This window comes from Glycomyces sp. NPDC050141 (genome assembly GCF_055586545.1).
Map to the genome: position 1 here is coordinate 65331 of NZ_JBVJHZ010000018.1, position 26534 is coordinate 91864.

Annotated in this window: 28 protein-coding genes; 15 read left to right on the forward strand and 13 right to left on the reverse strand. The window is 70.6% G+C overall.

From position 1 onward, the window contains the following. Positions 1-13 precede the first annotated feature (13 nt). A complete protein-coding gene (gene xseA / locus ACZ60M_RS13015; RefSeq protein ID WP_465417753.1) occupies positions 14-1216 on the forward strand; it encodes an exodeoxyribonuclease VII large subunit in 1203 nt (400 codons plus the stop codon). Further along, entirely contained in the window at positions 1216-1422 is a 207-nt protein-coding gene (locus ACZ60M_RS13020) for an exodeoxyribonuclease VII small subunit (protein WP_465417672.1), read from the forward strand. The genes xseA and ACZ60M_RS13020 overlap by 1 nt, the downstream gene beginning before the upstream one ends. On the opposite strand, the gene ACZ60M_RS13025 is transcribed toward ACZ60M_RS13020, so the two are convergent. After that, positions 1419-1994, reverse strand: a complete 576-nt coding sequence (locus ACZ60M_RS13025) for a DUF4245 family protein (protein ID WP_465417674.1) — start codon at positions 1992-1994, stop codon at positions 1419-1421. The two genes, ACZ60M_RS13020 and ACZ60M_RS13025, sit on opposite strands and share 4 nt — an antisense overlap. A 163-nt stretch (positions 1995-2157) precedes the next feature. Between ACZ60M_RS13025 and ACZ60M_RS13030 the strand changes: the two genes are divergently transcribed. From ACZ60M_RS13030 to ACZ60M_RS13040, 3 genes are read left to right on the forward strand one after another with little or no spacing between them, the layout of a single operon-like run. Beyond that, positions 2158-3045: a carbohydrate kinase family protein gene (locus tag ACZ60M_RS13030; RefSeq protein WP_465417755.1), complete on the forward strand. Its 888-nt coding sequence runs from the start codon at positions 2158-2160 to the stop codon at positions 3043-3045. Positions 3046-3098: 53 nt separating this feature from the next. After that, positions 3099-4079 carry an L-histidine N(alpha)-methyltransferase gene (gene egtD, locus ACZ60M_RS13035; protein WP_465417675.1) on the forward strand — a complete coding sequence of 327 codons (981 nt, stop codon included), beginning with the start codon at positions 3099-3101 and terminating at the stop codon, positions 4077-4079. 54 nt (positions 4080-4133) lie between these two features. Further along, the gene (locus ACZ60M_RS13040; protein WP_465417677.1) at positions 4134-4727 is read left to right on the forward strand and encodes a histidine phosphatase family protein; all 594 of its coding nucleotides are present in this window, start codon (positions 4134-4136) and stop codon (positions 4725-4727) included. 5 nt (positions 4728-4732) lie between these two features. On the opposite strand, the gene ACZ60M_RS13045 is transcribed toward ACZ60M_RS13040, so the two are convergent. Then, positions 4733-5563: a class I SAM-dependent methyltransferase gene (locus ACZ60M_RS13045; protein WP_465417678.1), complete on the reverse strand. Its 831-nt coding sequence runs from the start codon at positions 5561-5563 to the stop codon at positions 4733-4735. Between the two features lie 108 nt (positions 5564-5671). Here ACZ60M_RS13045 and ACZ60M_RS13050 point away from each other — a divergent pair, with 108 nt between their 5' ends. The 3 genes from ACZ60M_RS13050 to ACZ60M_RS13060 are packed head-to-tail and all read left to right on the forward strand — an operon-like array spanning position 5672 to position 7319. Beyond that, on the forward strand, positions 5672-5992 hold the full coding sequence (locus tag ACZ60M_RS13050; protein ID WP_465417680.1) for a hypothetical protein: 321 nt from the start codon (positions 5672-5674) through the stop codon (positions 5990-5992). Positions 5993-6030: 38 nt separating this feature from the next. Then, positions 6031-6717, forward strand: a complete 687-nt coding sequence (locus ACZ60M_RS13055) for a lysoplasmalogenase (RefSeq protein WP_465417681.1) — start codon at positions 6031-6033, stop codon at positions 6715-6717. Next, entirely contained in the window at positions 6714-7319 is a 606-nt protein-coding gene (locus ACZ60M_RS13060; protein WP_465417683.1) for a hypothetical protein, read from the forward strand. Before ACZ60M_RS13055 ends, ACZ60M_RS13060 begins: the two co-directional genes overlap by 4 nt. Before the next feature lie 622 nt (positions 7320-7941). Here ACZ60M_RS13060 and ACZ60M_RS13065 read toward each other — a convergent pair. The 3 genes from ACZ60M_RS13065 to ACZ60M_RS13075 form a co-directional block, all read right to left on the reverse strand. Continuing rightward, entirely contained in the window at positions 7942-10083 is a 2142-nt protein-coding gene (locus ACZ60M_RS13065) for a HelD family protein (RefSeq protein ID WP_465417685.1), read from the reverse strand. Positions 10084-10176: 93 nt separating this feature from the next. Beyond that, the gene (locus ACZ60M_RS13070) at positions 10177-10602 is read right to left on the reverse strand and encodes a GNAT family N-acetyltransferase (RefSeq protein WP_465417687.1); all 426 of its coding nucleotides are present in this window, start codon (positions 10600-10602) and stop codon (positions 10177-10179) included. 22 nt (positions 10603-10624) lie between these two features. Next, complete coding sequence (locus tag ACZ60M_RS13075) at positions 10625-11314, reverse strand: DUF2306 domain-containing protein (RefSeq protein WP_465417689.1); 690 nt, start codon at positions 11312-11314, stop codon at positions 10625-10627. Positions 11315-11408: 94 nt separating this feature from the next. Here ACZ60M_RS13075 and ACZ60M_RS13080 point away from each other — a divergent pair, with 94 nt between their 5' ends. Next, a complete protein-coding gene (locus tag ACZ60M_RS13080) occupies positions 11409-12191 on the forward strand; it encodes a MerR family transcriptional regulator (protein ID WP_465417691.1) in 783 nt (260 codons plus the stop codon). A gap of 160 nt (positions 12192-12351) precedes the next feature. Here ACZ60M_RS13080 and ACZ60M_RS13085 read toward each other — a convergent pair whose 3' ends face one another. Beyond that, positions 12352-13209 carry a sulfotransferase domain-containing protein gene (locus ACZ60M_RS13085; RefSeq protein WP_465417693.1) on the reverse strand — a complete coding sequence of 286 codons (858 nt, stop codon included), beginning with the start codon at positions 13207-13209 and terminating at the stop codon, positions 12352-12354. A 123-nt stretch (positions 13210-13332) separates the two neighbouring features. On the opposite strand from ACZ60M_RS13085, the gene ACZ60M_RS13090 reads away from it, so the two are divergent. Further along, complete coding sequence (locus ACZ60M_RS13090; RefSeq protein ID WP_465417694.1) at positions 13333-13872, forward strand: thioredoxin family protein; 540 nt, start codon at positions 13333-13335, stop codon at positions 13870-13872. On the opposite strand, the gene ACZ60M_RS13095 is transcribed toward ACZ60M_RS13090, so the two are convergent. Further along, positions 13869-15047, reverse strand: coding sequence for an amidohydrolase (locus ACZ60M_RS13095; RefSeq protein ID WP_465417696.1), 1179 nt, complete (start codon positions 15045-15047; stop codon positions 13869-13871). The genes ACZ60M_RS13090 and ACZ60M_RS13095 overlap by 4 nt on opposite strands. A gap of 96 nt (positions 15048-15143) precedes the next feature. On the opposite strand from ACZ60M_RS13095, the gene ACZ60M_RS13100 reads away from it, so the two are divergent. Then, complete coding sequence (locus ACZ60M_RS13100) at positions 15144-15815, forward strand: GntR family transcriptional regulator (RefSeq protein WP_465417698.1); 672 nt, start codon at positions 15144-15146, stop codon at positions 15813-15815. Here the strand turns inward: ACZ60M_RS13100 and ACZ60M_RS13105 are convergent. The 4 genes from ACZ60M_RS13105 to ACZ60M_RS13120 all read right to left on the reverse strand — a co-directional run bounded on the left by ACZ60M_RS13105 (position 15812) and on the right by ACZ60M_RS13120 (position 19566). Then, positions 15812-16405: a Maf family protein gene (locus tag ACZ60M_RS13105; RefSeq protein ID WP_465417700.1), complete on the reverse strand. Its 594-nt coding sequence runs from the start codon at positions 16403-16405 to the stop codon at positions 15812-15814. The genes ACZ60M_RS13100 and ACZ60M_RS13105 overlap by 4 nt on opposite strands. Next, a complete protein-coding gene (locus ACZ60M_RS13110; protein WP_465417701.1) occupies positions 16402-16671 on the reverse strand; it encodes an acyl-CoA carboxylase subunit epsilon in 270 nt (89 codons plus the stop codon). The genes ACZ60M_RS13105 and ACZ60M_RS13110 overlap by 4 nt, the downstream gene beginning before the upstream one ends. 31 nt (positions 16672-16702) lie before the next feature. Beyond that, entirely contained in the window at positions 16703-17713 is a 1011-nt protein-coding gene (locus tag ACZ60M_RS13115; protein WP_465417703.1) for an NYN domain-containing protein, read from the reverse strand. Between the two features lie 269 nt (positions 17714-17982). Next, complete coding sequence (locus ACZ60M_RS13120) at positions 17983-19566, reverse strand: acyl-CoA carboxylase subunit beta (RefSeq protein WP_465417756.1); 1584 nt, start codon at positions 19564-19566, stop codon at positions 17983-17985. A gap of 45 nt (positions 19567-19611) precedes the next feature. Here ACZ60M_RS13120 and ACZ60M_RS13125 point away from each other — a divergent pair, with 45 nt between their 5' ends. The 3 genes from ACZ60M_RS13125 (at position 19612) to ACZ60M_RS13135 (ending at position 22124) form a co-directional block, all read left to right on the forward strand. Continuing rightward, positions 19612-20397: a biotin--[acetyl-CoA-carboxylase] ligase gene (locus ACZ60M_RS13125; protein WP_465417705.1), complete on the forward strand. Its 786-nt coding sequence runs from the start codon at positions 19612-19614 to the stop codon at positions 20395-20397. 34 nt (positions 20398-20431) lie between these two features. Then, positions 20432-21430 (forward strand): hypothetical protein, encoded by a 999-nt coding sequence (locus tag ACZ60M_RS13130; protein ID WP_465417707.1) that lies wholly within the window; start codon positions 20432-20434, stop codon positions 21428-21430. Between the two features lie 169 nt (positions 21431-21599). Beyond that, positions 21600-22124 carry a PH domain-containing protein gene (locus ACZ60M_RS13135; RefSeq protein WP_465417709.1) on the forward strand — a complete coding sequence of 175 codons (525 nt, stop codon included), beginning with the start codon at positions 21600-21602 and terminating at the stop codon, positions 22122-22124. 48 nt (positions 22125-22172) lie between these two features. Here the strand turns inward: ACZ60M_RS13135 and ACZ60M_RS13140 are convergent, their stop codons facing one another. Both ACZ60M_RS13140 and ACZ60M_RS13145 read right to left on the reverse strand, forming a co-directional pair. After that, positions 22173-22697: a GtrA family protein gene (locus ACZ60M_RS13140; RefSeq protein WP_465417711.1), complete on the reverse strand. Its 525-nt coding sequence runs from the start codon at positions 22695-22697 to the stop codon at positions 22173-22175. Between the two features lie 60 nt (positions 22698-22757). Continuing rightward, complete coding sequence (locus ACZ60M_RS13145; protein WP_465417713.1) at positions 22758-25298, reverse strand: sigma-70 family RNA polymerase sigma factor; 2541 nt, start codon at positions 25296-25298, stop codon at positions 22758-22760. A 369-nt stretch (positions 25299-25667) separates the two neighbouring features. Between ACZ60M_RS13145 and ACZ60M_RS13150 the strand changes: the two genes are divergently transcribed. After that, positions 25668-26501: a hypothetical protein gene (locus tag ACZ60M_RS13150; RefSeq protein WP_465417715.1), complete on the forward strand. Its 834-nt coding sequence runs from the start codon at positions 25668-25670 to the stop codon at positions 26499-26501. The last annotated feature ends 33 nt before the right edge of the window (positions 26502-26534 follow it).

A 26534-nucleotide genomic window follows, 5' to 3' on the forward strand; every position in this document is an offset into this window, starting at 1 on the left:
ACCCGGCGTGCCGATGAGCGCCGAGAACCCGTGGCCGCTGCGGGTCGTCTCGAAGAAGATCGGCGACTGGCTCGCCCGCCTCGGCGAGGTGTGGACCGAGGGCCAGATCACCGAGATCAGCCACCGCGGCCGCACCGTCTACCTCACCTTGCGCGACCCGTCCGCCGAGGTCTCCATGCGCGTCGTCGACTTCACCGGCGCCGTCGCCGCGTGCGACCCGCCGCTGCGTGACGGCGCGCAGGTCGTCATCCGCGCCCAGGCCCAGTGGTGGGACAAGAACGGCTCGCTCTCCCTCCACGTGCGGGAGATCCGCCAGGTCGGCCTCGGCGAGCTCCTCGCCCGCCTCGAACGCCTCAAGAAGCTCCTCGCCGCCGAGGGCCTGTTCGCGGCCGAGCGCAAGCAGCCGCTCCCGTTCCTGCCCTACCGGATCGGGCTCATCACCGGCCGCGCCTCCGACGCGATGCGGGACGTCCTCAAGAACGCCAAAGCCCGCCTGCCCTCCGCGGACTTCGAGGTCCGCGAAGTCGCCGTCCAGGGCCCGCGCGCGGTCACCGAGGTGTGCGCGGCGCTGGCCGAGCTCGACCGGGACCCGGACATCGAGGTCATCGTGATCGCCCGCGGCGGCGGCTCGATGGAGGACCTGCTGCCGTTCTCGGACGAGACGCTGTGCCGCGCGGTCGCCGAGGCGGTCACGCCCGTGGTCTCCGCGATCGGGCACGAACCGGACACGCCGATCCTCGACTACGTCGCCGACTGGCGCGCCTCGACCCCCACCGAGGCCGGGAAGAAAGTCGTCCCCGACCTCGCCGAGGAGCAGCGCGGCCTCAACATCAGCCGCACCCGGCTGCGCCAGGCGCTCGGCGCGATGCTCACCCGCGAGACCGACGGGCTCGCCGCGATGCGCGCCCGACCCGTGCTCGCGCGGCCCGAGACGATGCTCGAGACGCGCGGCGACGTCGTCGCGAACCTCCAGCACCGCATGAGAGCCCGCGTCGGCTCCCGGCTGGAGCGGTCGACGGACGAGCTGGTGCACCTGCGGGCGCGGCTGCGGTCGCTCTCACCGCAGTCCACACTGGACCGGGGCTACGCGATCGTCACCGACACCGAGTCCGGTGCGGTGCTTCGGGACGCGTCCGCCGCCGGAGAAGCCATCGAAGTGCGGCTCGCGGCGGGATCGCTGCGCGCCGCGGTCGTGCAGACGAGAGAGGACGACTAGTGAGCGAGCAGTTGACGTACGAAGAGGCCCGCGCCGAACTCGTGGCCACGGTCGAACGCCTCGAAGCGGGCGGGGCCACGCTCGAGGAGTCGCTCAAGCTCTGGGAGCGCGGCGAGAAACTGGCCGACCTGTGCCAGTCGCACCTCGAAGGCGCCCGCGAGCGCCTGAAAGCCCGCACCGAACCCGAAGCGGGCGACGAAGGCTAAGCGCCCTCGGCCACGCCCTCGGCGAGCTCGGGGAGGTCGTCCGCGCCGTCGGTCTCGGCGCTGATGACGACGGTCTCGCCGCCGATCTCGGCCACCCAGGTCTCGCTCGTGGCCGTTTCGTATGCGGCCCATTCGATCCCGGCGGCCTCCACGGGCGTCCCGGCGCCCGTCAGGTCCTCGTTCACGTCGGCGGGCGTGCCGTTGGTCTCGGCGAGCTGGAGGCCGTGGCCCTCGGGCGAGTAGTAGCCGGTCCGCAGCACCACGGTCTCGCCCTCGACGGCGAGGTCGGTCGAGATCGGCTTCCACTCGTCCGTCAGCTCCGGCTCGATCGCCGCCAGGCCCAAGCTCGCGGCGGTCGCGTGGTTCTCGGTCGTGTCGACGACGCTGACCTGCCGGTCCGAGGCCAGCCACTGCCACCCGACGTAGAACACGCCGATCGGCACCAGCAGCACCGCCATCGACAGCGCCATGTCGCGCATCCGCCGCTGCTTCGGGCGCGCGGGCTTGACGGCCGCGCCGTCCCCGGCCGCGTCCGCAGACCCGGCTCCGACCTTGACCTCTTCGGTGGACATGCCTCCATCCTGAACGACCGCCCCGCGCCCCGGCGCACCGCCCCGCCCCGGCGTGGCGCACGAGGCCACCGCGACGCGAATCCGACTTCCAAGCGCTCAATGCCCTGCAATACCCTCTCCGCAGCGGCACCGCGCCCGATGGAAGGAGCCCCCTTTGATCCTCGTGGCAGGCGAGAACGTCATCGACCTCGTCCCGGCCCCCGGCGGCCAGCTCCGGCCCACCTGCGGCGGCGGGCCCGCGAACACCGCCGTCGCGCTCGCCCGGCGCGGCGTCCCTACCGCGCTCGTCGGCGCCGTCGGCGGCGACCACTTCGGCCGCCAGATATGGCGCCGCCACATCGCCGCGGGCGTCCGCCGCGACTGGCTCCTGCGCACCGACCTGCCCTCCACGCTCGGCCTCGCGGTCGTCCGCGAGGACGGCACCGCCGAGTACGACTACTGGACCACCGGCACCGCCGACTTCGCGTGGGAGGGCCGGGCCCTGCCCAAGCCCGACCCGGCGCAGATCGACCTCATCCACTTCGGGTCCCTCGCCGCCTACCTCGAACCCTCCGCCCGCGCCATCGAGCACTGGGTCAACCGCGCCCGCCGCGCCGTCCCGGTCTCCTTCGACCCGAACATCCGCCTCGCCGCCATGGGCGACCGCACGGCAGTGGTCGAACGCACCGAGCGCCTGGTCGGCCTCGCCACCTTGGTGCGCGTCTCCGAACGCGACCTCGCGCAGCTCTACCCGGGCGCCGCCCTCGACGAGGTCGCCCGCAAATGGCTCGGCTCCGGGCCCGAACTGGTGGTCGTGACCCTCGGCGACGCCGGGTCGGTGGCGTTCCACCGCAACCACGTCACCGAGATGACCACGCCCGCCGTGGACGTCGTCGATCGCGTAGGCGCAGGCGACGCGTTCACCTCCGGGCTCCTCGGCTGGCTCACCTCCGCGGGCTGGATGCGCCTGGACCGGCTCCCGGCCTGGGGCAACCAGGCCGTGGTCGCCGCGGCCCTGCGGTACGCCGGCCAGGTCGCCGCCCAGGCGTGCACGGTGCCCGGGGCGCCGTGACGCCCGTTGTTCACTGGGGCGAAACATGCCGCAAGTCGACATAAGATCGAGGTGTGTCTGCTCCTGAACTGCGGATCTGCATCGACGAGTCCGACCTCGACGCGTCGCTCCGCCTCGACGTGCGGCGGGGCCTCACCGCCCACCCCAAGCACCTGCCCCTGCGCCTGCACTACGACGGGCGCGGCTCGACCCTCTTCGGGGCGCTCACCCGCCAGCCCGAGTACTACCAGACCCGCAGCGAGCGGGCCGTCCTCCACGACCGGGCCGGGGAGATCGCCGACGCCCTCGGCACCGACCCGGTCTCGGTGATCGAGCTCGGCGCGGGCCGCGCCGAGAAGATCCGGCCGCTCCTCGGCGCCCTCTCGGACGCCGGGCGCCTCGACGCGTTCTGGCCCTTCGACGTGGCCGAGAGCGAGGTCAGGGACGTGCTGGCCGAACTCGCCACGGCCTACCCGGACGCCCACCTCGGCGGCATCGTCGGCGACTTCACCCGCCACCTCGCGCAGCTGCCCGACCACCACGACACGCGCCTCGTCGCGTTCCTCGGCGGCACCTTCGGGAACTTCACCGGCATGGAGCGCAGCCAGTTCCTCCGCGACCTGCGCGAATCCGTGCGCCCCGGCGACTGGTTCCTGCTCGGCGCCGACCTCGTGAAGGACCCCGACGTGATCCTCGCGGCCTACAACGACGCCGCCGGGGTGATGGCCGAGTTCAACCGGCACGTCCTGTACGTCCTCAACCACCGCCTCGACGCCGATTTCGAGCCCGACAACTTCGAGCACATCGCCTTGTGGGACAGCGACACCGCCACGGTCGACCTGCGGCTGCGGGCGATGAAGCCGATGAAGGTGGACGTCTCCGCGCTCGCGCTCGACATCAGGTTCTCCGTCGGCGAGGAGATCCACACCGGGATCTCCACGAAGTTCATGCGCGGCGAGCTCGAGAACCAGCTCCAGGCCACCGGTTTCGAGACGACCGGGTGCTGGACCGACGAAGACGGCTACATGGGCGTGTTCCTCGCCCGCGCGATCTGACCGGCCCCGCCCGATCGCGGGTGCCTGCGGCCGGGCCGGATTAAGGTGGTCGGCATGGGAGAGATCGTGCTCATCCGCCACGGCGAGACCACCTGGTCCGCGTCGGGCCAGCATACGTCCGTCACCGACCTCGACCTCACCGAGAACGGTGTGTCCCAAGCGAAAGCGCTCGCGCCGCTGCTCGCCGGACGCGACTTCACGGCGGTCTGGTCGAGCCCCCGCAAGCGGGCGCTCATCACCGCCGACCTCGCGGGCCTCGACGTCACCGCCGTCATCCCCGACCTCGCCGAATGGGGCTACGGCGACTACGAGGGCCGCACCAGCGAGGAGATCGAGGCCGAGAACCCGGGCTGGTCACTGTGGACCGACGGCGGCAAGGGCCCCGGCGGCGAATCGGCCGACGAGGTCGCCGCACGCCTCGACCGGGCCATCGTCGAGGCCGAACCGCTCCTGGAACGCGGCGACGTCGCGTTCATCGCCCACGGCCACAGCCTCCGCGTCGCCGCGGCCCGCTGGCTCGGCCGCCCGGCCCGCGACGGCCGCGAATTCAAGATCGACACCGCCTCGATCGCCGCCCTCGGCTACGAGCACGGGCACCACGCGATCACCCTGTGGAACCTGACGGCCGCCGCCGCGAACGGCGAGTAGACCGCCTAAGGCCGCCAGACGACAACGCCGGTGGACACCTCACGCTCCGAGAACCGCCCGCCCTCCTCGGCCAGGAGCGCGCGCAGCTCGGCCTCGAACGCGGACAGGCGATCGCCGAACAGGTGCGGCGCTGAGCTCGACAGCGAGAACACGGCCGAGACGACCGAGTCGGCATCGCGGGTGAAGACCCGGCCGTCGTCGATCTGCAGGCGGGTCACCTTGGTGTACCCGGCTTCCCGCATGATCCCCTCTTCGCCGCCCGCCGTACCACCCGGCAGGAACCCCTGCCCCGCACGGCGAACCGGCCCGAGATAGGCCGCGACCAGCTCACCGATCTGGTCCCAGGGCGGGGCCGGGTGCGGCAGCGACTCGTCGTGGTCGGCGCCGCGATGGGTGGTCGCGCCGACGTGAATCCAGTAGCCCTCCGGCTCGAGTAGGCCGCGCACGCGACGGGCCACGACCAGCCGGTCCATCCAGTGGAACGACTGCGCGAACGCCGCGACCTTGAACGTCCCCAAGTCATCGGGAAGTTCCTCAGCCCTGAACTGCCGCCACTCGATGCTGTCAAACCCAGCCTCCTCGCCTCGCCTAGCGGCCTCAGCAAGCATCCCCGCATCCGGATCGACACCCACAGTGGACGTAAACAACGGCGCAAGCATCAACGTCAACGACCCGGGCCCGCAACCGACATCAAGAAGACGGCCGGTGCCATCAAGGCCGAGAGCGTCACCGACCGCCTTGACAAGGCCGGTCGGATAAGGCACGCGGCCAACGCTGTAATGCCGGGCAGTGCCAGCGAAAAGCGTCTCGTCCCATTCCCAGTCTCCGTAAGTCATCGGCGCAGCATCCCCGATCGGAAACCGGACCGCCAGCGCTTTTCCAGGGCCCTCACCCACGCCCGCCCACCGGTAGTCTGGGAGCAGGCCTTGAACGGAGGGTGCCCCATGGATCCGATTCTCCTCTCGATCGCAACCGCTGCCGCAGGTAAAGCGGCGGAAGTGCTGGCGCAGAACGGCGCCGATGTAACGCGCAAAGTGGTCGACCTGGTCCGCAAGCGGTTCGGCGCCGACGATGCCCCGGCTCAAATCGAGGCAGCGACACTGGAGCAGACCTGCGCTTCGGACCCGGCTTTCCGCTCCGAGCTCGAAGCACTCCTCGGCCGCCCGGTCCAAGTCATGAACGTGAAGTTCCAGAACAACTTCAACGACGGCGCGCCCAAGAACGTCATCCAGGCCGAGACCATCAACGGCCTGACCCTCAACTAGGCCGGGGCCACCGAGGGCTCTGGTAGGCTCCGGGCCCCATGAACCCTCCCCTCGTCCTGATCCGCTCGGTGCTGGTGCGCTTCCCGGCGCGCCTGTGGCTGTGGGCGTTCGCAGTAGCCATCGCGATCGACCTCGCCGCAATAACCTTCGACGCCGAGCCGGTCCGCTGGGCGAGCAAGCCCGCGCTTACGCTGCTGCTCCTCTGCCACTTCATCGTCTCGACCTCCCCGGGCCTCCGCACCGCCCGCCTCTTCGGCCTCGGCCTGCTCCTCGCCTGCGCGGCAGACATCGCCCTACTGGTCGACGGCACCACCGCGTTCCTGACCGGCATGGGCCTGTTCGCCCTCATGCAGATCACCTACCTAGCGGTCTTCATCCGCCTAAGCACGTCCCCGATCCACCGCCGCTGGCCCGTGCCCGCCTGCTATCTCGCGTTCTGGCTGGGCGCCAACGTGGTGCTCTGGCCACGCCTCGACTTCCTCGCCATACCGGTTGCGGTGTACAGCCTGCTGCTCGTCGCGATGGCGGCGGAAGCAAGCGCCCTCAACCGCACCGCCGCTCTCGGCGGCCTCCTCTTCGTGGTCTCCGACCTCATCCTCGGCTCAGGCGTTGCGGGCTTCGACTTCCCGCTCCAGTCCCAATCGGTGATGGCGACCTACGCCGCAGCCCAACTCCTACTGGTCCTCGGCACTTTGAAAGCCCTGCACCTCAAGGCAATCGAATGACCACGCTGGTCAACCTCGCCGCGATGCTCGTGTTTGCGCTCCTGGTCTTCGCGGTAGTGGCGGTGGTGCTCCGGTTCCTGATCCCTTCGGAGCCTCACCAGCCCGCGAGCCCAGAGCCGACACGCGCGGAGTCCTGGCGTCGCAATCTCATCGACATCGCCGGCCTCGTGGCGGTCATTGCCCTGGTGTCACTGGCTGTCGAAGTCCGGTTCGCCTACGGCGCACCGTTCGGCGAGCGCGGCGACTCCACGGCCGAAGTGGTCGAGGTCGGCGAGTGCGAACGCGCCGCGCTCAGCTTCGGTATCGCCCGCACCTGCGAACTGACCTCGGTCCGCTACGCGGCCCCTGAGGTGTCCCCTGGCGCGATCGAAGTAGTCACCGGCGAGCCGGTGAACCCCGGCGACCTGGTTGCGCAGTACTCGTCCTCCGGCTGGACCGATTTCGTGTTCATCGGTTCAGGCGGTTCGCGCTGGCAGCCGGTGTCGGCCGAGGAGCATCCGAACCTCGTCTGGCTCCCCACCGCAACACTCATCGCAGCGACTGCGCTGGTCACCGCCTTGCGAAGACGAAACCGCGCGCAGGCCCCAAACGAACCCGTCTAACGCGACGACCCTGACACGGTCGTGCGCTTGTTCGCCATGCACGCGGTCGGGTTTCGCCGGGCCAGGTCCTGTGTTGCCTGGTCTGGGATTGCCTGTTGCGCTGGCGGGTCTGTCTCTGATTGCGTGTGCCTCGGGGTGAGGCAACGCCTACTGGCGGGGTGATCCCTTCCAGGAAACCGTCCACCCAGTCACGGCCCGTCGGGGGCGCGGACAGCTGCGGTCCGATGGCACGGGGATGAGATCTGACGCCCCCGAGAAGGGGGAGAACCCTGGCATTACCGGGTCGTCGCCTCGGAACAAGTCGGTTTGTCGGATCGGCCAGAGGCTTGGCGTAGTCTGCTTGCACCTACCCCGTCACCTGTACGAATTCCCTGTCCCTGTACGTACCTCAATTATCCCTCGAACAGGCCCAGGCTGTCATCACCCACACGTGTATAAAACCTTCACATCTAGGCCCGACCCACAAGCGCCGCAAGGGAACAGGCGACCCCCGGCCCCCGCGGTCGGGAGTGTCGCGCCCCGCCCCAAAACCAACCGGCAAGCCACCAACAGGCCCCGGCCGGCTATCCACCTCTTCGTCGCTGCCCGCCTGAACCGCAAGCAAACGCAATCCGGAAGCGCGCTAGGCGAGGTCGATCCGCGTGAGCCGCTGCGTAGCGCGCGTAAGGACCACGTAGGCGACACCCGCACCATGCGATGACGCGACGGCCTCGAGGTCCACGGCGATGACCGCGTCCCATTCGAGGCCCTTGGACTCCAAGGGCCCCACCAAGGTCACGCGTCCGTCGTGGACGATGTTCGCGAGTTCGGCGTGGCGGCCGTAGGGCGCGATGATGCCGACGGTGCCTTCGACCGCGTCAAGCGCCTGGACGACGGCGCCTGCGACCTCGGGGAGGAGCGCGTCGTCGGCGACGGCGAGCTGGGCGACGGCGACGCCGGTCTCGCGCACGGCCTCGGGGAGGTCGATGTTGCGCAGGCGCGGCTTGGCCCATTCGGCGGCGTACTCGAAGACCTCTTTGGAGTTCCGGTAGTTCTTCGTGAGGTGGAACTCGTGGAGGCGTCCGCTGGGGACGGCGCGGCGTCGGGCGTCGGCGCTCTCCCTCGGGCGCGGCCAGCTGGACTGGGCCTCGTCGCCGACGATGGTCCATCCGGCGCCGCGGCCGCGGCGGCCGAGCATGCGCCACTGCATGGGCGAGAGGTCCTGGGCCTCGTCGACGATGACGTGCGCGTAGTCCTCGTAGAACGCGTCGCGGGCCTGCCGTTCGGGCCGGTCGTAGTAGCGGTCCTGGACGGTGGAGACCTCCTGGATGCCGTCCCAGGACCGGATGCGGTCCCGGTTGCGCGGCTGCGGCTTCACCCCGAGGAGGATGCGCAGCTCGTCCAGGAGCGCGACGTCGGGGATGGAGAAGTCGGTCTCGCGCAGCGAGGCCGCGACGCCTTCGATGGCGTCCTTCTTCATGTGCCCTTCGGCGGCCGAGGCGAGGCGGCGGGCGTCGCCGCCCCAGCCGAGGACGTCGGCGGGGTCGAGGTCGGGCCACCAGTGGTCGAGGAAGGTGAGGAATTCGCCGCGCGAGCCGACGTCACGGGAGAACTTCGCCGGTTCGGCCTCTTCGATGACCGGTTTGATCTTGCGCCACAAGGCGATGAGGAGGGCGCGTCCGGCCTCGGTCTTGGCGAGGTTGGGGCGCGGCTCCTTCTCGAAGACTCGGGCGCGGGCGGCCGCGAGCTCGGCGGCGTCGAGTCTGAACACGTCGCCGCGGTAGACGATGCGCAGCTCGCCGGGCGCGCCGGGCGGGGTCTGGCGGACGAGGCGGCGCAGGATCGGGAGCATCACGGTGCCGCCCTTGACGGCCGCGACCTCGGGCCGGTCCTGCCGGGTGGCCTCGACCCCGGCGTACAGCTCGCCGAGGGAGTACAGGGCGGCGGTCTCCTCGCCGAGGCTGGGGAGGACCCGCCCGATGTACTTCATGAACACGGCCGAGGGGCCGACGACGAGGATGCCGGCGGCCTCGTAGCGGCTGCGGTCCTGGTAGAGCAGGAACGCGGCCCGGTGGAGGGCGACGACGGTCTTGCCGGTGCCGGGCCCGCCGGTGATGATGGTGGCGCCGCGGCCGGGCGCGCGGATCGCGGCGTCCTGCTCGGCCTGGATGGTGGCGACGATGTCGCGCATGCGCCCGGTCCGCTTGCGGCCCAGTGCGGCCATGAGCGCGCCGTCGCCGATCACGGGCAGGCGGTCGGCGGCGTCCTCATTGAGCAGGTCGTCGCTGATCTCCTCGACCGAGCGGCCGAACGAGCGGATGACGCGGCGGCGGGCCACGTCCTGGCGGTCCACTGCGGTGGCGCGGTAGAACGGCGCGGCGGCGGGCGCGCGCCAGTCGACGAGGAGCGTGCGGTACTCCTCGTCGCGCACGCCGAGGCGGCCGACGTGGCGGACCTTGCCGTCGTCGAAGTCGAGGCGGCCGAAGACGAGCCCCTCGTGCTGGGAGTCGAGGTCGGCGATGCGGCGGGCGGCCTGGTAGACGAACACGTCGCGCTCGTACCGGGCGCCCGGCACCGTGGCGGCGAGGTGGGCGTAGCCGGAGTCGCGGTTGCCTTCGGCTTCACCGCGGAGCACGTCGACGCGCGCATACACGCGGTCGACGAAGCCCTGCTCGATCGCGATCTCCTGCTCGGGGGTGCTGCCGGGATCGGGTACGGGGACGGCGTGCGTCGTGTCGACGTCCTGCTCCTGCTGGGCGTCGGCGGGGCCTGGTTCCTGGGACACTGCGCTCCTCGCTCGAATTCGAGAACGCACCAGCCTAGCGCGTCGTGGCGACACCCGTCCGCCGATCATGGACCAGCGAGTGTTCGCACACGGTTATGGCTGCGCGGGCCGCACCCGGTACATCCACGAGTAGTCGTCGTCGATCTCGCTGAACCCGAACTGCCGGTAGAGACCCTGCGCGTCGGCGGTGGCGAGGAGGACGCGTTTGAGGCCCATCCGCTCGGACTCGTCCACGATGTGCGCGACGAGCCGCTTGCTCAGGCCCTGCCCACGCGCCTCGCGGTCGACGTAGACGTCGCTGAGCCACGCGAACGTCGCGCGATCGGTGACCAGCCGCGCGAACGCGAGCTGGCGGCCGTCCGCGTCGTAGAGCCCGTACGGAATCGCGTTGTCGATGGCGCGGTCCATGCGCTCGCGGGTGCGGTCGCCGCCCCAGTACGTGTCGGTGGAGATGACCTTGTGGATCCAGTCGCGGTCGAGGCGGTCGGGGTCGGAGGAGATCGTGTACGCGTCGCTCATCGCCCCAACCTATGCCCGCGGTTCAGGCGGCGCCAGCGGAAATCCGGCGGTTCGCCTTGCGGCGCAGGTAGATCTCGATGAAGAGGAGGTTAAGGACGATCGAGCCGACGATCGCGGCGGTGTAGGCGACGCTGAAGAGCGCCTCGAAGTCGCCGCCGTAGACGCTCTCAAGCAGCGGGATCTGCACGGCGATGAACAGTCCCAGGTAGACCCGCAGCATCACGGCGGCGAACGTCGCGGCCATACTGCGCAGCATCCACCGCTCGTGCGCGGCGAAGTCGCGGGCGCGCACGGCCCGGTAGGCGCGCACGGCCGCGTACAGCCAGAACACGTCGAGGAACACGAACGAGACGAGCGCGATCGGCCCGGCCGTGGTCAGGACGCCGACGACGATGCCGGTGAGGGCGCCCGGGAGGATGCCGCCGAGCAGGTAGACGCGGCCGAGGACGCGGTGGACCTTCGGGGCCCTGCGGCGGATCGAGCCGAAGAACTGGAAGGGACCGACGAGGAGCGCGATGCCTCCGGCGGCGGCGTGGGCGATGAGGAACGGCAGGTGGATCGGCACGTCTTCGCGGATGCCGACGCGCGATTCCATGCCCACGAGGTAGGGCGGCACGGCGTAGAGGACGATCGCGACGCTGGCGATCGCGACTACGAGGACGGCGATGCGGCCGCGTCTGGCGGCAGGTTTGGTGGCGAGGGTGGCGCTCATGAGGGGTGCTCCTTGCATTGAGAGCGATACTATCGATAGTGAAACTATCACTAAATCGGCCGGGTCACCACCGCGGTTCGGGTAAGAAGGACGCATGCGAATCGGTGAGCTCAGCGCCAGGACCGGGGTCCCCGTGGCCACGATCAAGTACTACGTGCGCGAAGGGCTCGTCTCCGGCGGCGAGCGGACCGGCCACAACCAGGTCAGCTACGGCGAGGAGCACGTGCGGCGGCTGCGGCTGGTGCGCTCCATGGTCGAGACCGGCGCGCTCCCGATCGCCAAGGTCCGCGAGGTCCTCGCCGAGGTCGAGGACCCGCGCCGCGACCTCGACAGCGCGCTCGGCGTCGCCAGCCGGGCGCTCTCCAGCCACCGCGCGCCCGCCGAGCAGCCCGAGGACGCCGACATGGAGACCGCGCGGGCGATCGTGCGGCGGCGCGGCTGGAACCTCGTCCCGCCCGACCACGAGTACCTGACCCAGCTCGCCGACGTCATCGGCCGCCTGCGCCTCCTCGGCCTCAGCGACCTCGTCGAGCACGAGGACCGGTACGCGCGCGCGGCCGAGGAGATCGCCGGGGCCGACATCCACCTCCTGTCGCTGCGCGAGGACCGCGACGAGATTCTCGAGGCCATGATCGTCGGCACCGTCCTCGGCGACGCCCTCCTCGCGACCCTCCGTCGAATCGCACAAGTCGAGATCTCCGGCCGCGAGTTCAAAGGGCCCGAGCAGCATCGGGCCGAACGCGAAGAAGCCTTATCCACAAGGGACTCTGAGACCGGGCGATCCGCGCCTGGAACCGCGGTTTCCCATGCGCAAATGGCAATGTCTGCACTTGTCGGGTTTTCGACTGTGCAAGTCGATTGGGCGGTTCTACGCTGATTCCACGCACCCCGGTGGCGCGGCGGCAGAGACCAAGCCTGCTCGACAAGAGACTTTGCCGCCATCACCAGGAGGCCGTCCGACGAAGTGGGGTAGTCGGGACGGCCGGCGGCGGGGCTCCAACTACCTGGCCTGGAGCCCCGCCGCACTTCCGTGCGCACTAAGGGCGGTGGAGCCAGGTCAGGAGGTCCTGCGGGGCCAGCGCCGCCACGCGTTCGGTGTAGGCCGCGAGTTCTTCGGGGGTCAGGAGCCCGGCGGCCGAGCCCGAGGTGCCGCTCCGGAAGAAGGCGTCGCGGCTGCGGAAGAGGCCGACCGGGTCCGGGGCCACTTGTTCGGCCTTCGACTTCATTTCGGAGAAGGTGGCGGCCCGGACGAGCTCAGGCCAGCGCGCCTCGTCCACTTCGATGCCGAGCCAGGCGGCGATGCGGCGCATCTGGCCGTCGAGGTCGGCGGCGAGGTCGGCGTAGTGGACGAGGAGGAGATTGGGTTCGGCGCGGCGGGCCCAGGCGTCGCCGAGGTGCATCATGACGCCGGGGAGCATGTCCGGGTGCTCGCGCGGGTCGTTGCCCGAAAGGGTCCAGCCGACGAGCCAGTCGTGGAGGTCGGGGCGCGGGCCTTTCTTGGCTTCGGGGACGGGTTCGCCGGTGAGTTCGGCGACGCGTTCGCGGATGATGTTGGCGCCCTGGTGGTAGAGGGAGACGGCGGCGTCGAGGGGGTGGCGGGCGACCACGATGTAGCGGACGCCCGGGTGGATCGGGATGCCGTCGAGCGGGGTGTGGGTCTTGATGAAGCGGCGGTGCTCCTGGGCGGCGAGGCGGGCGAAGACCTCGTCTTTGGGGGCGATGGTCCAGTCGAGCCAGGGCGAGGTCTCGGAGAGGTGCGCGGGGAGGTCGGGGCTCTGGAAGACCAGGAGGGCGCAGATCATCTGCGTCCAGGTGGTGCCGTGTTTGGAGCGCGTGTTGATGACGATGTCGCCGTCGCGGACGGGGAAGTCGAGCCAGCGGTGGCTGTCTTCCATATCTGAGAGGTATCGGTGGGGAAGCACCGGAAGAGCTTAGGGCAGCAGGGGAACGATCGCAGAGAATTTTCGCGCGGCGCCCTACGATGGGGTTCTGTCATTCATGTGAGGAGTGCGATTCCTTTGGCCCTCAACTCGAACATGGTGCCGCTCGGCACGCCCGCCCCTGATTTCTCGCTGCCGGACCTGGACGGGGAGGTGCGTTCGCTCGCGGGGTTCGACGCGCCGATGCTGCTGGTGGCGTTCCTGTGCAACCACTGCCCGTACGTGCGGCACATCGAGCAGGTCTTCGGCTCGGTCACGGCCGGGCAGGCGGACCTGGACGTGGCGGCGGTGTGCGCGAACGACGCCGTGAGCTATCCGGACGACGGCCCGGCGGGCCTGGCCGACCAGGTGGCGCGCGCGAGCTGGACGTTCCCGTACCTGGTCGACGAGTCGCAGGAGGTCGCGCGCGCCTACAGCGCGGCCTGCACACCGGATCTGTTCCTGTACGGCCCGGACCGGACGCTCGCCTACCGGGGCGCGTTCGACGGTTCGACCCCCGGCAACGGCGTGCCCGTCACCGGGGAGTACCTGGCGCGCGCGATCGAGCTGGTGCGCCGGGGACGGCCGGTGCCCGAGCCGCACTACCCGTCGACGGGGTGCGGCATCAAGTGGCGTTAGACCAGTGCGCCTTCACGGGCGACGATGCGGCCGTTCTTGACGACGAGCGTGCGCGCGCGGTGTTCGAGGACGGCCTCGGAGGGGTTGCGGCCCTTGAGGGCGACGAGGTCGGCGGTGTCGCCGACGGCGAGGCCGTAGCGGTCGAGTTTGAGCAGGCGCGCGCCGCCGAACGTGGCGGCTTCGAGGGCGAGTTCGATGTCGGCGTCCTTGCTGAACCCGGCGTTGCGCGCGAACCACTGGGTGCGCTGGAGGTTGTCGCCGGTGCCGTAGGGGCTCCAGAGGTCGCGCACGCCGTCGTTGCCGATGCCCATGGCCACGCCCGCTTCGTCGAGTTCGCGCAGCGGCAGGATCTTCTTGGGCGCCACGGAGGTGAGCCCGATCTTGAGCTCGGCGAGGTCGGCGATGAGGCGGGCGCGGGTGGCGTCGTCGGCGTCGCAGAGGGCGAAGGCGTGGCTGATGACGACCTTGCCGGTGTAGCCGAGGGCGCGGGTGCGCTCGATGATCTGGTCGAAGGTGCGGACGCCGAGTTCGCCGCCGTCGTGAAGGTGGATGTCGATCTCGGCGCCGTGCTTCTCGGCGAGCGCGAAGACGAGGTCGAGGTGGTGTGCGGCGTCGCCGTCGAAGCCTTCGGGGTCGATGCCGCCCACGGTTTTCACGCCGGCGGCGAGGGCCTCGTCCATGAGCTCGGCGGTGCCGGGGCTGGCGAGGATGCCGGTCTGGGGGAAGGCGACGAGTTCGACGTCGATGCGCCCGTCGAGGCGTTCGACGGCTTCGCGCACGGCGTGGACGGCGCCGATGCCGATCCCGGGGTCGATGTCGACGTGGGAGCGGGCGTGGGTGGTGCCGGAGACGCTCATGTTCGTCAGCAGCGCGGTGATGAAGTCCGCGTTGGGAATCCCGAACTCGGCGCGGCGCTCGGCGCCGTAGGCGATGGCGGCGGCGAGGCCGGGCCCGGCGGTGCGGGGCACCCAGGGGCCGCCCCAGAGGGTCTTGTCGACGTGCGCGTGGGCGTCGACGAGGCCGGGGATGACGACGGCGCCGCCGAGGTCCTCGACGTGGGCGCCGTCGGCCGGGAGCGTGTCGGCGACGGCCGCGATCACGCCGTCCTTGACCAGGAGGTCGGTGCGTCCTTCGCGGCCCCAGAGCCGGGCGTCGCGCAGCAGCAGGTCGGTCATGTGCGAATCTCCTTCTTAGCGGTATACCACTAGCCGCGACCGTATACCGTTGACCCGACCCCCGGCCACCCGGCCGGGCCCGTGGAGAGAGCGATCATGACCCGAGCCGAACAGGTCTACCAGGCACTGCGCGAACGCATCGTCACCTTGGGGCTGGAACCCGGCGCGCGCCTCATCGAACGCGACCTCGCCGCCGAGTTCGAGGTCTCCCGCATCCCGCTGCGGGAAGCCATGCAGCGCTTGGCGGCCGACGGCCTCGTCACCACCGTCCCCGGCCAGGGCAGCATCGTCACCGTGCCCACCCCGAAGGACATCGAAGACCTCCTCGACGTGCGCACCGGACTCGAACCGCTCGCCGCCCGCCTCGCCGCGACCGGCGCCGGGCCCGAAGCACTCGCCCGCCTGCGAGCATGCGTGCGCCCCCAGGCCGACCCCGAAGCGCTCACCGACGCGAACGCCGCCTTCCACCGCGAGGTCACCGCGGCCGCGGACAACCCGCTGCTCGCGCAGATCATGGAACCGCTGGAAGCGCGCATGCGCTGGCTCTTCCACCTCGCGGTGGAACTCGACCCGGAGCGCCAGCGCCAGGAGCACGCCGAGCTCCTCGAAGCACTCGAAGCGGCCGACCCCGAACGGGCCGCCGCGATCGCCTTGGCGCACATCGAGAACGGGCGCGGCCCCACCTTGGAGGCGGCACGCCGCTGGCGCCTGGAAGCGGTGGACGCCAAAGAGGCCACGAAGACCCGGAGGCGCCGCGTCAGCGCCTAACGCCACAGGCTGTGCAGCGGGATCTCCAACTCACCGAGCATGTTGCGCAGCAACGGCATCGACAATCCGATCACCGTGCCGGGGTCGCCGTCGATGCGGTCGATGAACGCCGAACCGTAGCCGTCGAGCGTGAACGAACCCGCCACGTGCAGCGGCTCGCCCGTCGCCACGTACGCCGCGATCTCCTCATCGGAGACCTCCGCGAAGTGGACCTCGGTCCCCGCCGAGCGCACGATCTGCCGGTCGGCGGCCACGTCGATCAGGCAGTGCCCCGTGTAGAGCGTCCCCGAGCGCCCGCGCATCCGCTTCCACCGCGAGGTCGCCTCCTCGGGCCCCTCCGGCTTGCCGAGCACCTCGTGCCCGAAGTGCAGCACCGAATCGCACCCGAGCACCAGCGAATCAGGGCCGACCAGGTTCAGGACGGCGTTCGCCTTCATCTCCGCGAGCGTCGCCGCCAGCTCGGCCGGGTCGTGGCCCATCACCCGGCTCTCGTCGACGCCGGAGACGATCACCTGCGGCTCGATCCCGGCCGCCTTCAGCAGCTCGCGCCGCGCCGGCGACTGCGAGGCCAGCACAAACGGACGGCTCAACGGTCCATGCCCTTGCGGGCCGGAACGGACGTGTCGCGCCAGGACCGGCGCACCCGCAGCTGCAGCCCCGGGTTCGACCACGCGGCCCGGCGGCTCGGCGCCTCGGACTCCTCGACCGGGCGCGGCAGGGCCGCGATCAGCCCGACCAGGGCTGCCAGTTCTTCGGGGGAGGGACGACCCCGAAGAACCTTGAGCACAGGCTCATCGGTGGGGTTGCCACGGCGGGCCGGGACGAAGTCCCGGACGACCTTGAGTTCCAGATCCATCGAGCGCTACTCCTCGCCTGTCCTTGAGCCGTCAATCGTCGATATCGAATTCGCGGTGCACCCGCTCCCAGAAGCCGTCGCGGACCCAGATCCGCGCTTCCGGGTGGTCGCGTAGAGAGTAGCCGAGTTCCTTCTCGGCTTCCACCAGCAGCTCCTTGTCGATGACCGTCGGCAGCTGCGGGCCGGGCAGGAGGTCCGCTATATTGTCCGGCCCCCTGGTCAGGAGCCATTTGTGGCCCACGTACTCCCCGATCTGGCGCACCGTCTCGGGGTCGAGCTTCTCACCGGTCTGCGTGGTGCGCACGAACTTCGGCCGGGCCGACTCGGCCTGCGCGAGCGCGTCGGCGGCGTTCATGGTCACGGCCACCGACTGGCGCTGGCCGAACACGGCGGCCGGGCTGGGCACGCGCGGCTCCGGCTGCGTCATCGGCGCCCCGACCATGCTGTACGTGGCCGCGGCGGCGGTGCCGCTCTTGGTGAAGTACGCGCGCAGATCCTCGGCTTCGATGGTGGCGACGGTGTCGGACTCCCAGACGAGGCGCTCGGCCTGGTTGGTGCCGTACGGCGGCTCGACGCCCCACAGGTGGACGCGCACGCCGTAGGCCTGGGCGACCTCGACGGCCGGGACCATGTCCTCGTCGCCCGCGAGGAGGATCGCCTCGTGCACGGCGTGGTGGCGGGCGAGCAGTTCCAGGTCGGAGCGGATCTGGGCGTCGACGCCCTTCTGCTGCCCGCGCGAGTTGAGGTTCCCGAGGCGGACCTTGACGAACTCCATGTTGGCGATGACCCGCTGGTCCACTGTCGGGACGCGGTCGCGGGCGGCGTCGAACCAGTACAGGCGCAGCAGCTCGCCGTCGGAGAGGTGGTGGGCGGCCCGTTCGATGAGGGATTTGATGAGCTTCTCGGCGTCGACCCGGTAGTCGCGGCGGGAGGTGGCGTCGAGCAGGAGCTCCGCGGCCGCCGCGTAGAGGTAGCCGACGTCGATCAATATGGCGTACCGCCGGGACGGGAGCCCTGGCAGCATCCCTCCGATTGGTGTCATGGCCCACTCCCAACGTCGGGCGGGACGAATTGTCCCGCTTCCCCCAGCTGTATAAGACGGTACCCGGATCGGACCCCAGGGATGGGAGTGGTGCGCGTCGCTTCGCGTGGCACGGCGGTTTCCCCCGGTCGCGGGCGGGGCGTGGACAGCGGACGTGTGGTGGTCTCACCGGATCGGGTGAGAGGAAACGGAAAGGGGCGGCGCGAGCTGTCCACATTTACGGCTCGCAAGCTTCGCCGTGGCTAGTCCGCGCCGCCCCTGAAGCCTTGCTACAGCGGGATGTTGCCGTGCTTCTTGGCGGGCAGCTCGTCGCGCTTGGAGGCGTTCATGCGCAGGCCGCGCACGAGCATCGCGCGCGTCTCGCGCGGCTGGATGACCGCGTCGATGAGGCCGAGCTCGGCCGCGACGTACGGGTTGTTCAGCTTCTCCTCGTACTCGCCCATGAGCTCGGCGCGCTTGGCCTGCTCGTCGTCGGCCTTGGCGAGCTCGCGGCGGTACAGGATGTTGACCGCGCCCTGCGACCCCATGACCGCGATCTCCGCGGTCGGCCAGGCCAGGCACAGGTCGGCGCCGACGCCCTTGGAGCCCATGACGCAGTACGCGCCGCCGTAGTCCTTGCGGCACACCACGGTGAGCTTGGGGACGGTGGCCTCGGCGTACGCGTAGATGAGCTTCGCGCCGCGGCGGATGATGCCGTCGTGCTCCTGGGAGGTGCCGGGCAGGAAGCCCGGGACGTCCACGAAGGAGATGATCGGGATGTTGAAGGCGTCGCAGAAGCGGATGAACCGCGCGGCCTTCTCCGAGGCGTCGATGTCGAGGCAGCCCGCGAAGTGCATGGGCTGGTTGGCGACCACGCCGACGGGCTTGCCGTCGAGGCGCCCGAAACCGGTGATGATGTTCTTCGCGAACAGCGCCTGGGTCTCCAGGAACTCGCCGTCGTCGAGGACGGACTCGACGACCTTGTGCATGTCGTACGGCTGGTTGGCCGAGTTCGGGATGACCGTGTCCAGCGCCAGGTCGTCGGCGGTCAGGTCGAGGTCGAAGTCCTTGGACTCGTAGGCCGGGGGCTCGTCGAGGTTGTTCGACGGCAGGTACGACAGGAGGTGCTTGACGTACTCGAGCGCGTCGCCCTCGTCCGAGGCGAGGTAGTGGGCGTTGCCGGCCACCGCGTTGTGGGTGCGGGCGCCGCCCAGCTCCTCCATGCCCACGTCTTCGCCGGTCACGGCGCGCACGACGTCGGGTCCGGTGATGAACATGTGGGAGGTCTGGTCGACCATGATGGTGAAGTCGGTGATCGCGGGCGAGTACACGGCGCCGCCCGCGCACGGGCCCATGATGAGCGAGATCTGCGGGATGACGCCCGAGGCGCGCACGTTGCGGAAGAAGATCTCCGCGTAGCCGCCGAGGGAGGCCACGCCCTCCTGGATGCGGGCGCCGCCGGAGTCGGAGATGCCGATGATCGGGCGGCCGGTGCGCAGCGCCAGCTCCTGGATCTTCGTGATCTTCTCGCCGGAGACCTGCCCGAGCGAGCCGCCGAGGACCGTGAAGTCCTGCGCGAACACGCACACCTCGCGGCCCTCGATGGTGCCGTAGCCGGTGACGACGCCGTCGCCGTAGGGCCGGTTGGCCTCCATGCCGAAGCTGGTGGAGTGGTGGCGGCGGAGGCTGTCGAGTTCGACGAACGACCCCTCGTCGAGCAGCTGCTCAAGGCGTTCGCGGGCGGTGCGCTTGCCCTTCTCGTGCTGCTTCTCGATCGCCCGGGGGTTCCCGGTGGCCGCTTCGGAGAGGCGCTCAGCCAGGTCGGTGAGCCGCCCGGCGGTCGTGTGGAAGTCGATGTCGGTCACGCTTCGGATCGTATCGACTGCTTCAGTGGTTACGCTATGCGCGTGGACACACCGATGAGAAAGCCACTGGACCGGCACGAGCTCTGGTCGCTGTTGTCGGAGAAGTCCGACTTCTGGACCGAACTCGATGTGGTGCAAGTCACTGGATCGACGAACGCGGACCTCGCGAACGCCGCCAAGCACGGCGCGCCCGAGGGCAAGGTCCTCATCAGCGAGGAGCAGCAGCACGGCCGCGGCCGCCTCGACCGGAAGTGGATCAGCCCGGCCCGCGCCGGACTCACCATGTCGTTCCTCCTGCGGCCCACCGTCCCGCGCGAGCAGTGGGGCACGCTGAGCCTGCTCACCGCCGTCGCCCTCGAGGAAGCGCTCCGGGCCGTGTGCGGGGTGCACGCGAAACTCAAGTGGCCCAACGACGTCCTCCTCGACGGACGCAAGGTCTGCGGCATCCTCGCCCAGGTCGAGGGGAGCGCCGTGATCGTCGGCGCGGGCCTCAACGTCTCCCTCACCGAGGACGAGCTGCCCGTCCCCGAGGCCACCTCGCTGGCGCTCGCAGGGGCCTCGACGCTCGACCGCGCCGAGATCGCCGCGGGCTTCCTCGCGCACGTCGCAGCGGTCTACGAGACCTGGAACGAGCGGGGCCCCTCCTCCGTCATCGAACGCTGGCGCCGGAATTCGGCGACCCTCGGACGCCATGTGGCGGTATCGTTCCCGAACGGCCGCAACCTCACCGGTCGCGCCGTGGGCATCGACGACAACGGCTGCCTCCAGGTCGCCGCCGAGGACGGCACCGTGGAGACCGTCGCCGCAGGCGACATCGTCCACCTGCGGCCCCAGGACTGAAGGGGCCGCGCAGCACGAGCGAAGGAGTGGCGTATTGGCGGACCAGGCGCGCAGCGGCGGCGATCCCGACACCCGGTGGGCCCGGCAGCCTCCGGGACCGACCGGCCTCGACCCCGCTTCCGAAGGGCTCTACCGGCTCCTCCTGTCCAAGACCGACGCGACGGCCTCCCAGCTCGCCGCCGACGCCGGGCTCGACGCCGCGCAGACCGGGCACCTCCTCATGCGCCTGGTCGACGACGGCTTCGCCACGATGGTCGCCGACTCCCGCTTCCGCGCGGTCGGGCCCGACACCGTCCTCGGCGCGCGCATCGCCTCCCAGCTCGGCGGCGTCCTCGGCGAGTACGAGGCGCTGCGCGAACTCCTCGAGATCCACCGAACCGGGACCGGCCCCGGCGGCGAGCGGGGCGGCTGGGAGGTCGTCTCCGGGCCCGTCGCCATCCGCTCGCGGCTGCGCCAGCTGAAGGCGGGCGCGGAGAAGAGCCTGCGCACGTTCGTGCGCCCGCCCATGGTCCTGCCCGTGCCCGAGGCGGCCCTCCACGAGGACCTGCAGGCCCGCGGGGTCTGCCACCGCGTCCTGTTCGACCGGGCGGTGCTCGACATCGACCCGTACTCCGACTACCTGCGCCACGCGCTCGCCTCGGGCGACGAGGTGCGGTTCGCGAAGCGCCTGCCGCTCAAGCTCCTGGTCGTGGACGACAAGACGGCGCTCATGGAGGAGGCGGGCGGCCTCCCGAAGGCGATCGTCACCGGCAACCGCTCCATCGTGGAGCTCGCGGGCGCGCTGTTCGACCAGTTGTGGTCCACGGGCATCCCGGCGACCTCGGCCGCCAGCAGCGGGGAGCGGCTCGACGAGGACGACGCGGTCCTGCTGGGGCTCTTGATCGCCGGGCTCACCGACCAGTCGATCGCCTCGAAGCTCGGGATCGGCCTGCGCACGGTGCAACGACGCGTGCGCGAGCTCATGGACCTGGCCGATGTGGACACCCGCATCCAGCTGGGCTGGCACGCCGCCAAGAACGGCTGGGTCCCTTAGCGCTGGGCCCCTTGGTGAATACGAACGGCACACGGGTTCGGGGGTTTCGCCGGAATCGTGGGGCGAACGGCGCGGCCAAGGTGTTGTAGTGTGCTTTTGACATTGGTACCAGCGGCGCGAGCCGTGTACGAGTATTGCCCCCGCCCGTTCTCACTCCTGGAGGTCCGCAGTGGGATATCCCGACGATCAGCTCGCCCGCGGCGAAGTGGTCAAGCTGCACACCCGCCCGCACTGGAAGGAAGGTGTCGGCCCGGTCCTGTGGTTCGTCGTCTTCCTGGCGATCGCCGCCATCGCGATCACGTTCACGGCCAAGATCGACGCGTCCTGGGCCATGTGGCTGATCCTCGCCGAGGTCGTCATCTTCCTGGCGCTGCTCATCTGGCTGTCGGTGCTGCCGTGGATCCGCTGGCGCTCGACCCACTACGTCATCACCGACCAGCGCATCATGTGGCGCGAAGGCCTCGTGACCCGCGAGAGCCGCCACATCCCGCTGGCGCGCGTGAACACCGTGTCGTACACCCAGAACGTGATGGAGCGGATCTTCGGCTTCGGCGACATGAACATCGACTCGGCTTCGGACGACGGCGAGATCAACCTGATCGACGTCCCGAAGGTCGACAAGACGAAAGCCCTGCTCTACCAGCTGGCCGAGGACGACCGCTCGCGCCGTGCGGGCGACGGCGACGGCACCTGATCCAGGCGTGGTGAAAGGCCCGTGCCGTTGCGGCGCGGGCCTTCTGCGTTATTTCGCTTCGGCGAGTTCGGGCTGGTGGCGGAAGACCCAGGTGCGGTAGGCGAAGAACCGGAAGACCGAGCCGAGGCCGACGCCGACGACGTTCGCGGCGATGTTCACCGCGAGGTCGGTGCCGAAGACCTGCGGCCAGATCTGGGCGAGGCCTGAGTTGGCCCACAGGCAGGCGAGCGAGATGAGCAGGCCGATGCCGTTGAAGAGGAAGTAGAGCGCGTACTGGCGGTGGGCGGCGGCGCTGCCGCGGCGCTCGCGCCAGGTCCAGTGCCGGTTGCCGAAGAACGCGACGGTCATGGCGATGACCGCGGAGATGATCTTGGCGTACCAGTAGGACCAGTCGAGGCCAAGGAACATCAGGTTGAACAGCCCGATGTCGATGACGTAGGCGACGCCGCCGACCCCGGCGAAGCGGATGAGCTCGGCGGCGTGGCGCGTGACCCACCCGGCAGCACGCCCGAACAGACCCGGGAGGCCGCGGCGGGCCGGACGCTGCGGCGGAGTCTCAATGGAGGTCGACATCAAGCCACAGCCTACCCGCAGCGGCGAGGGGGCGATACCGCCGAGGACGCCTCGGGGCCGCTATTCGGCGGTTTCGTCGCCTTTCGGGGCGGCGACCGCGACGACGCCCACGATGAACGGGTCGTCGCCGCGTTCGAAGCGGATCACCGCGTCCTCTCCGGTCGCGACGCGGTAGACGTTGACGTCGACGCCGAACGCGTACCAGTCCGGGTTCTCCACGGCCCCTTGCGCATGGCACGTGGCCGGTTCGCCCAGGCCCTGCCCGCCCGCGCTGAGGCCGTCGCCGCCGCGGTAGCGCGAGCCGCCCCACAGGGTCGCCGCGATCTGGACCTCGCCGCCGTCCTCGACCTCGATCTCGGTGTCTGAAGCGCGGGGCCCGTCGTAGACCGCGACCTCGGTGGCCGCCGCCCCCGGCTCGGCGTAGACCACCGTCAGCGACCAGCCCGCCCAGCGCTCCTCGACGCAGTCCGCGCCCAGGTCGATCGGCCAGTGGTCGCACTCGGAGGTCGGCAGCGCGTGGTTGTCCGTGGCGACCCAGTACTCGCCGCCGCCCGTCACGAGGTCGGTGACCTCGACGAACGCCTGCTGCCCGGGTTCCATGTCGCGCACCGCCGCCGCGCTCAGGCCGGTCCAGGACCCGCCCGGCCCCGCGAGTGCGACCTCGGTAGGCAGGCTGTCTTCGATCCCGGCCCAGTAGAGGCCGGCCCATTGGATCTCGGCGCTGCCGGGGACGTCGAGCACGGCCCCGGAGACGGCGTCGCCTTCGCGCCCGGGCGGCGCGGTCTCGGGCTTGTACGCCTTCATCGGCCAGCGGTCGCCCGCGCCGATCGCGACGGCCTCGCGGCAGCCGGGGACCGAGCAGGTCAGCCAGGTGTTCCCGGCGGCGGTGACGCCGGTGGCGTCGACGCTCGCGAACCCGACCTCGCTCCCTGCGGGTGCGATCGGCACCTGCAGCGAGGTGGTCCCGCTGATGCCCGGGCCCTCGACCGCGACCTCGAACGTCTGGTAGCCGCTCACGTCCTCGCCGATCATGATGCGCACGTTGGCTTCCGCCGGGTCGGGCATCGCGGCGATCGAGCAGTGGACGACCGAGCCCTCTTCGGCGCAGGTCCAGCCGGGGTCGGCGGTCTCGGAGGCGAGCGTGATCCCGGCGGGCATCGTGATGTCGAGCGTGACGCGCTCGGACGCGGCCTGGCCCCGGCCGCGGGACTCGGCGGCCGATTCGGCGACGGGCGCGTAGCCGCCGCCGCGTCGTCCGGACTCCCCGACCGGTGCTGCTTGTCCCCCAGTCGTTGCAGCCCGCTCGGTCACCGGCGCGTAGGCGCTGCCGCTCGGGGCTTCGAGCGTGATCGGGAGGATCGCTTCGCCGCCCGCGACGAGGCCGCTCGAGCCGAGCCCGTGCTCGATCGCGTAGGCGGCCGGAGTCGCGGCGGGCGGTTCGGTCTCGTCCCCGGGTTCGGGCCGCGGCGCGGCCGGGTCCTCCGGTTCGGGTTCGGGGTCCGGCTCCGGAGGCCGCGGGCCGGGCGTCTGGGTCTCGTCCTCGGGCGCTGCGGGCACGACCACCGAGTCCTCGGGGGCGGCCTGCGGCGGCTGCTCCTCCTCGTCGCCGGTGAGCGCGAAGACGGCCACTGCGGCGGCGACCGCCACGGCCGTGCCCGTCGCGACGGTGCCCTTGGTGCCGAGCTGCTGCACGATCCGGCGGACCCAGTTCGCGAAGGCCTTGAACGGCGCGAACAGGAACGCCAGCGCCCCGCCGAACGCGATCCCGGCGGCCGAGACCGCGCCCGCAGCGAGGTACGGGGAGGCCGCGCCGCCGAGGAAGATCACGGCGATGACGCCGCGCAGCCCCGAGTTCAACTCGGTGAGCTCGGCGAACAGCAGGTTGCAGGTGACGCACGAGTCGAGGTGGTCGTCCACTTTCGACGCGTCGCGCTCGCCGAGCTTGCCGCGCACGCGCGCGCCGATGCGGTCGACGGTCCAGCGGCACTCCTCGCGCGGGGAGTCGGCCGCGTGCTCGCTCAGGTAGTTCTGGCGCAGCTTCTCGCGGGCGCGGTAGGCGAGCGCGGAGACCCCGTTCGGGGTCATGCCGAGCATGGTGGCGATCTTGGCCGGGGAGTCCTCCTCGACCTCGGTGTGCCACAACACCATTCGCCAGCGCTCGGGGAGCTTCCCGAAGGCGAGGGCGGCGTAGCGGCGCTCCTGGCCCTCGACGGCGGGGTCGACGTAGATCTCGCCGGAGTCGTGGGCGGTGAGGTCGTCGGTGAACTCGACCTTCTTGTCGCGGCGGACGCGGTCGTAGAAGGTGTTGCGGAGGGTCTGGAGCATGTAGGGGCGGAAGGCGAGGTCGGGGCCGCCGCCTTCGCGGAAGGTGTGGAGGAGTTTGGCGAACGCCTCGGAGACGAGGTCGTCGGCGCCGGCCGGGTCGCGGGAGAGGATGCGGGCGAGGCGGCGCGCGGAGTGGACGTGGCGTTCGTAGAGGACGGCGTAGGCGGTGGTGTCGCCGCCGCGGGTGGCGGCGATGAGCTCGGGGTCGGAGCGGGTCTCGGGGCCATCGAAGGGGTCGAGGTGGCGGGGATCGCCGGCGGGGACGGTCTCGGGCATCGTTCGCCGGTGCTCCTTCCATGTTGCGCCGAGCTCGTACGATCGGGGGGCTCGGGTTTGTTCGCTCGCGGGCCTTCGAGTGGAGGAATACCCGTTGTCCCCGTAGACGAGCCTTCCTTGACTTAACGATCGAGTACGCCTCGAGTTGCGCCCGTTCAGCCGTTCGGGCAAGGTTCCGGCGAACTGGACATTGCCGCGAGTTTAGGGCAGAAACCCGGCATAACCGTGAATTGTGATGTGATTGTGACCAGGTGTGATCGTATTGGGACTTCCCGCCCTGGTTCCAGTCAACTGTCGGAATTGCGTCAAGCGATTGCGTACAGTTTGCTCACGCATTCCCGGCCGACAACGACGCAAGGGAGGTGAACGATGCCCGCATCGGTCCTGCTCGCGCTCCTCGCCGCCACGGCCCTGCTGGCCCTGACGCCCGCGCTGGTGCGCCGCTACGACCCCGACGAGCGCATGATCGCCGACCGGGCGTCGTCCGACGCGCGCGTCCTCGACCGCGAAGGCCACCGGGGCACCCGCCCGACCTCCCACGACAGCGCCATCCACGACAGCGCCGACCTCGGCCTCCCCGGGCAGGCCGGGGACGACCACTCCCTGGACGAACTCCTCGACGGCCAAGGCCTTCCCGCGCAATCGAACTCACGCGGGTGGGAGCGGCGCGGCACGCGCCGCGGCGACTCGGTACGGTTGGAGACCGACGAGTCGTACTCCGGCGAGGAAGACCCCGAGATGCACGAGCAGGCCAGGCTCCGGCAGATGCGCGCCGAATGGTGGCGGCGGCGCCACCGCCGCATCCTCTACGTGCTCATCGCACTCACCGTGCTCGAGCTCGCAGGGGTGGCGGTCGCCGGTCCCGGGTTCTGGATCGGCGCGGGCCTGTCCGCGGCGGCCCTCGGCGGCTACGTGTACTTCCTGCGCGACCGCGCCAAGCGCCGCCGCCCCCGCCGCAGGCCCAAGGCGATGATCACCGCCGAGCCCGAGCACGACGAGGTCGGACCGCCCACCTACGTGCCCGAGCAGCCCGACGGCGACGAAGACGACGAGGACACCGTCCCCCGCGAGTCGTACCTGTTCGAGAACGGCACGATCGGCGACGAGCCGTCCCCGCCGCCGCGCCCGGACCCGCGCCGCCCCGACGGCCCCGCCGGGGTCCGCGGCCGCTCCTACGAGGCCCCCGCCAAGCTCGAGCGCTAGCTCCAGGTCACACTCGACCTGCGGCTAAACTTG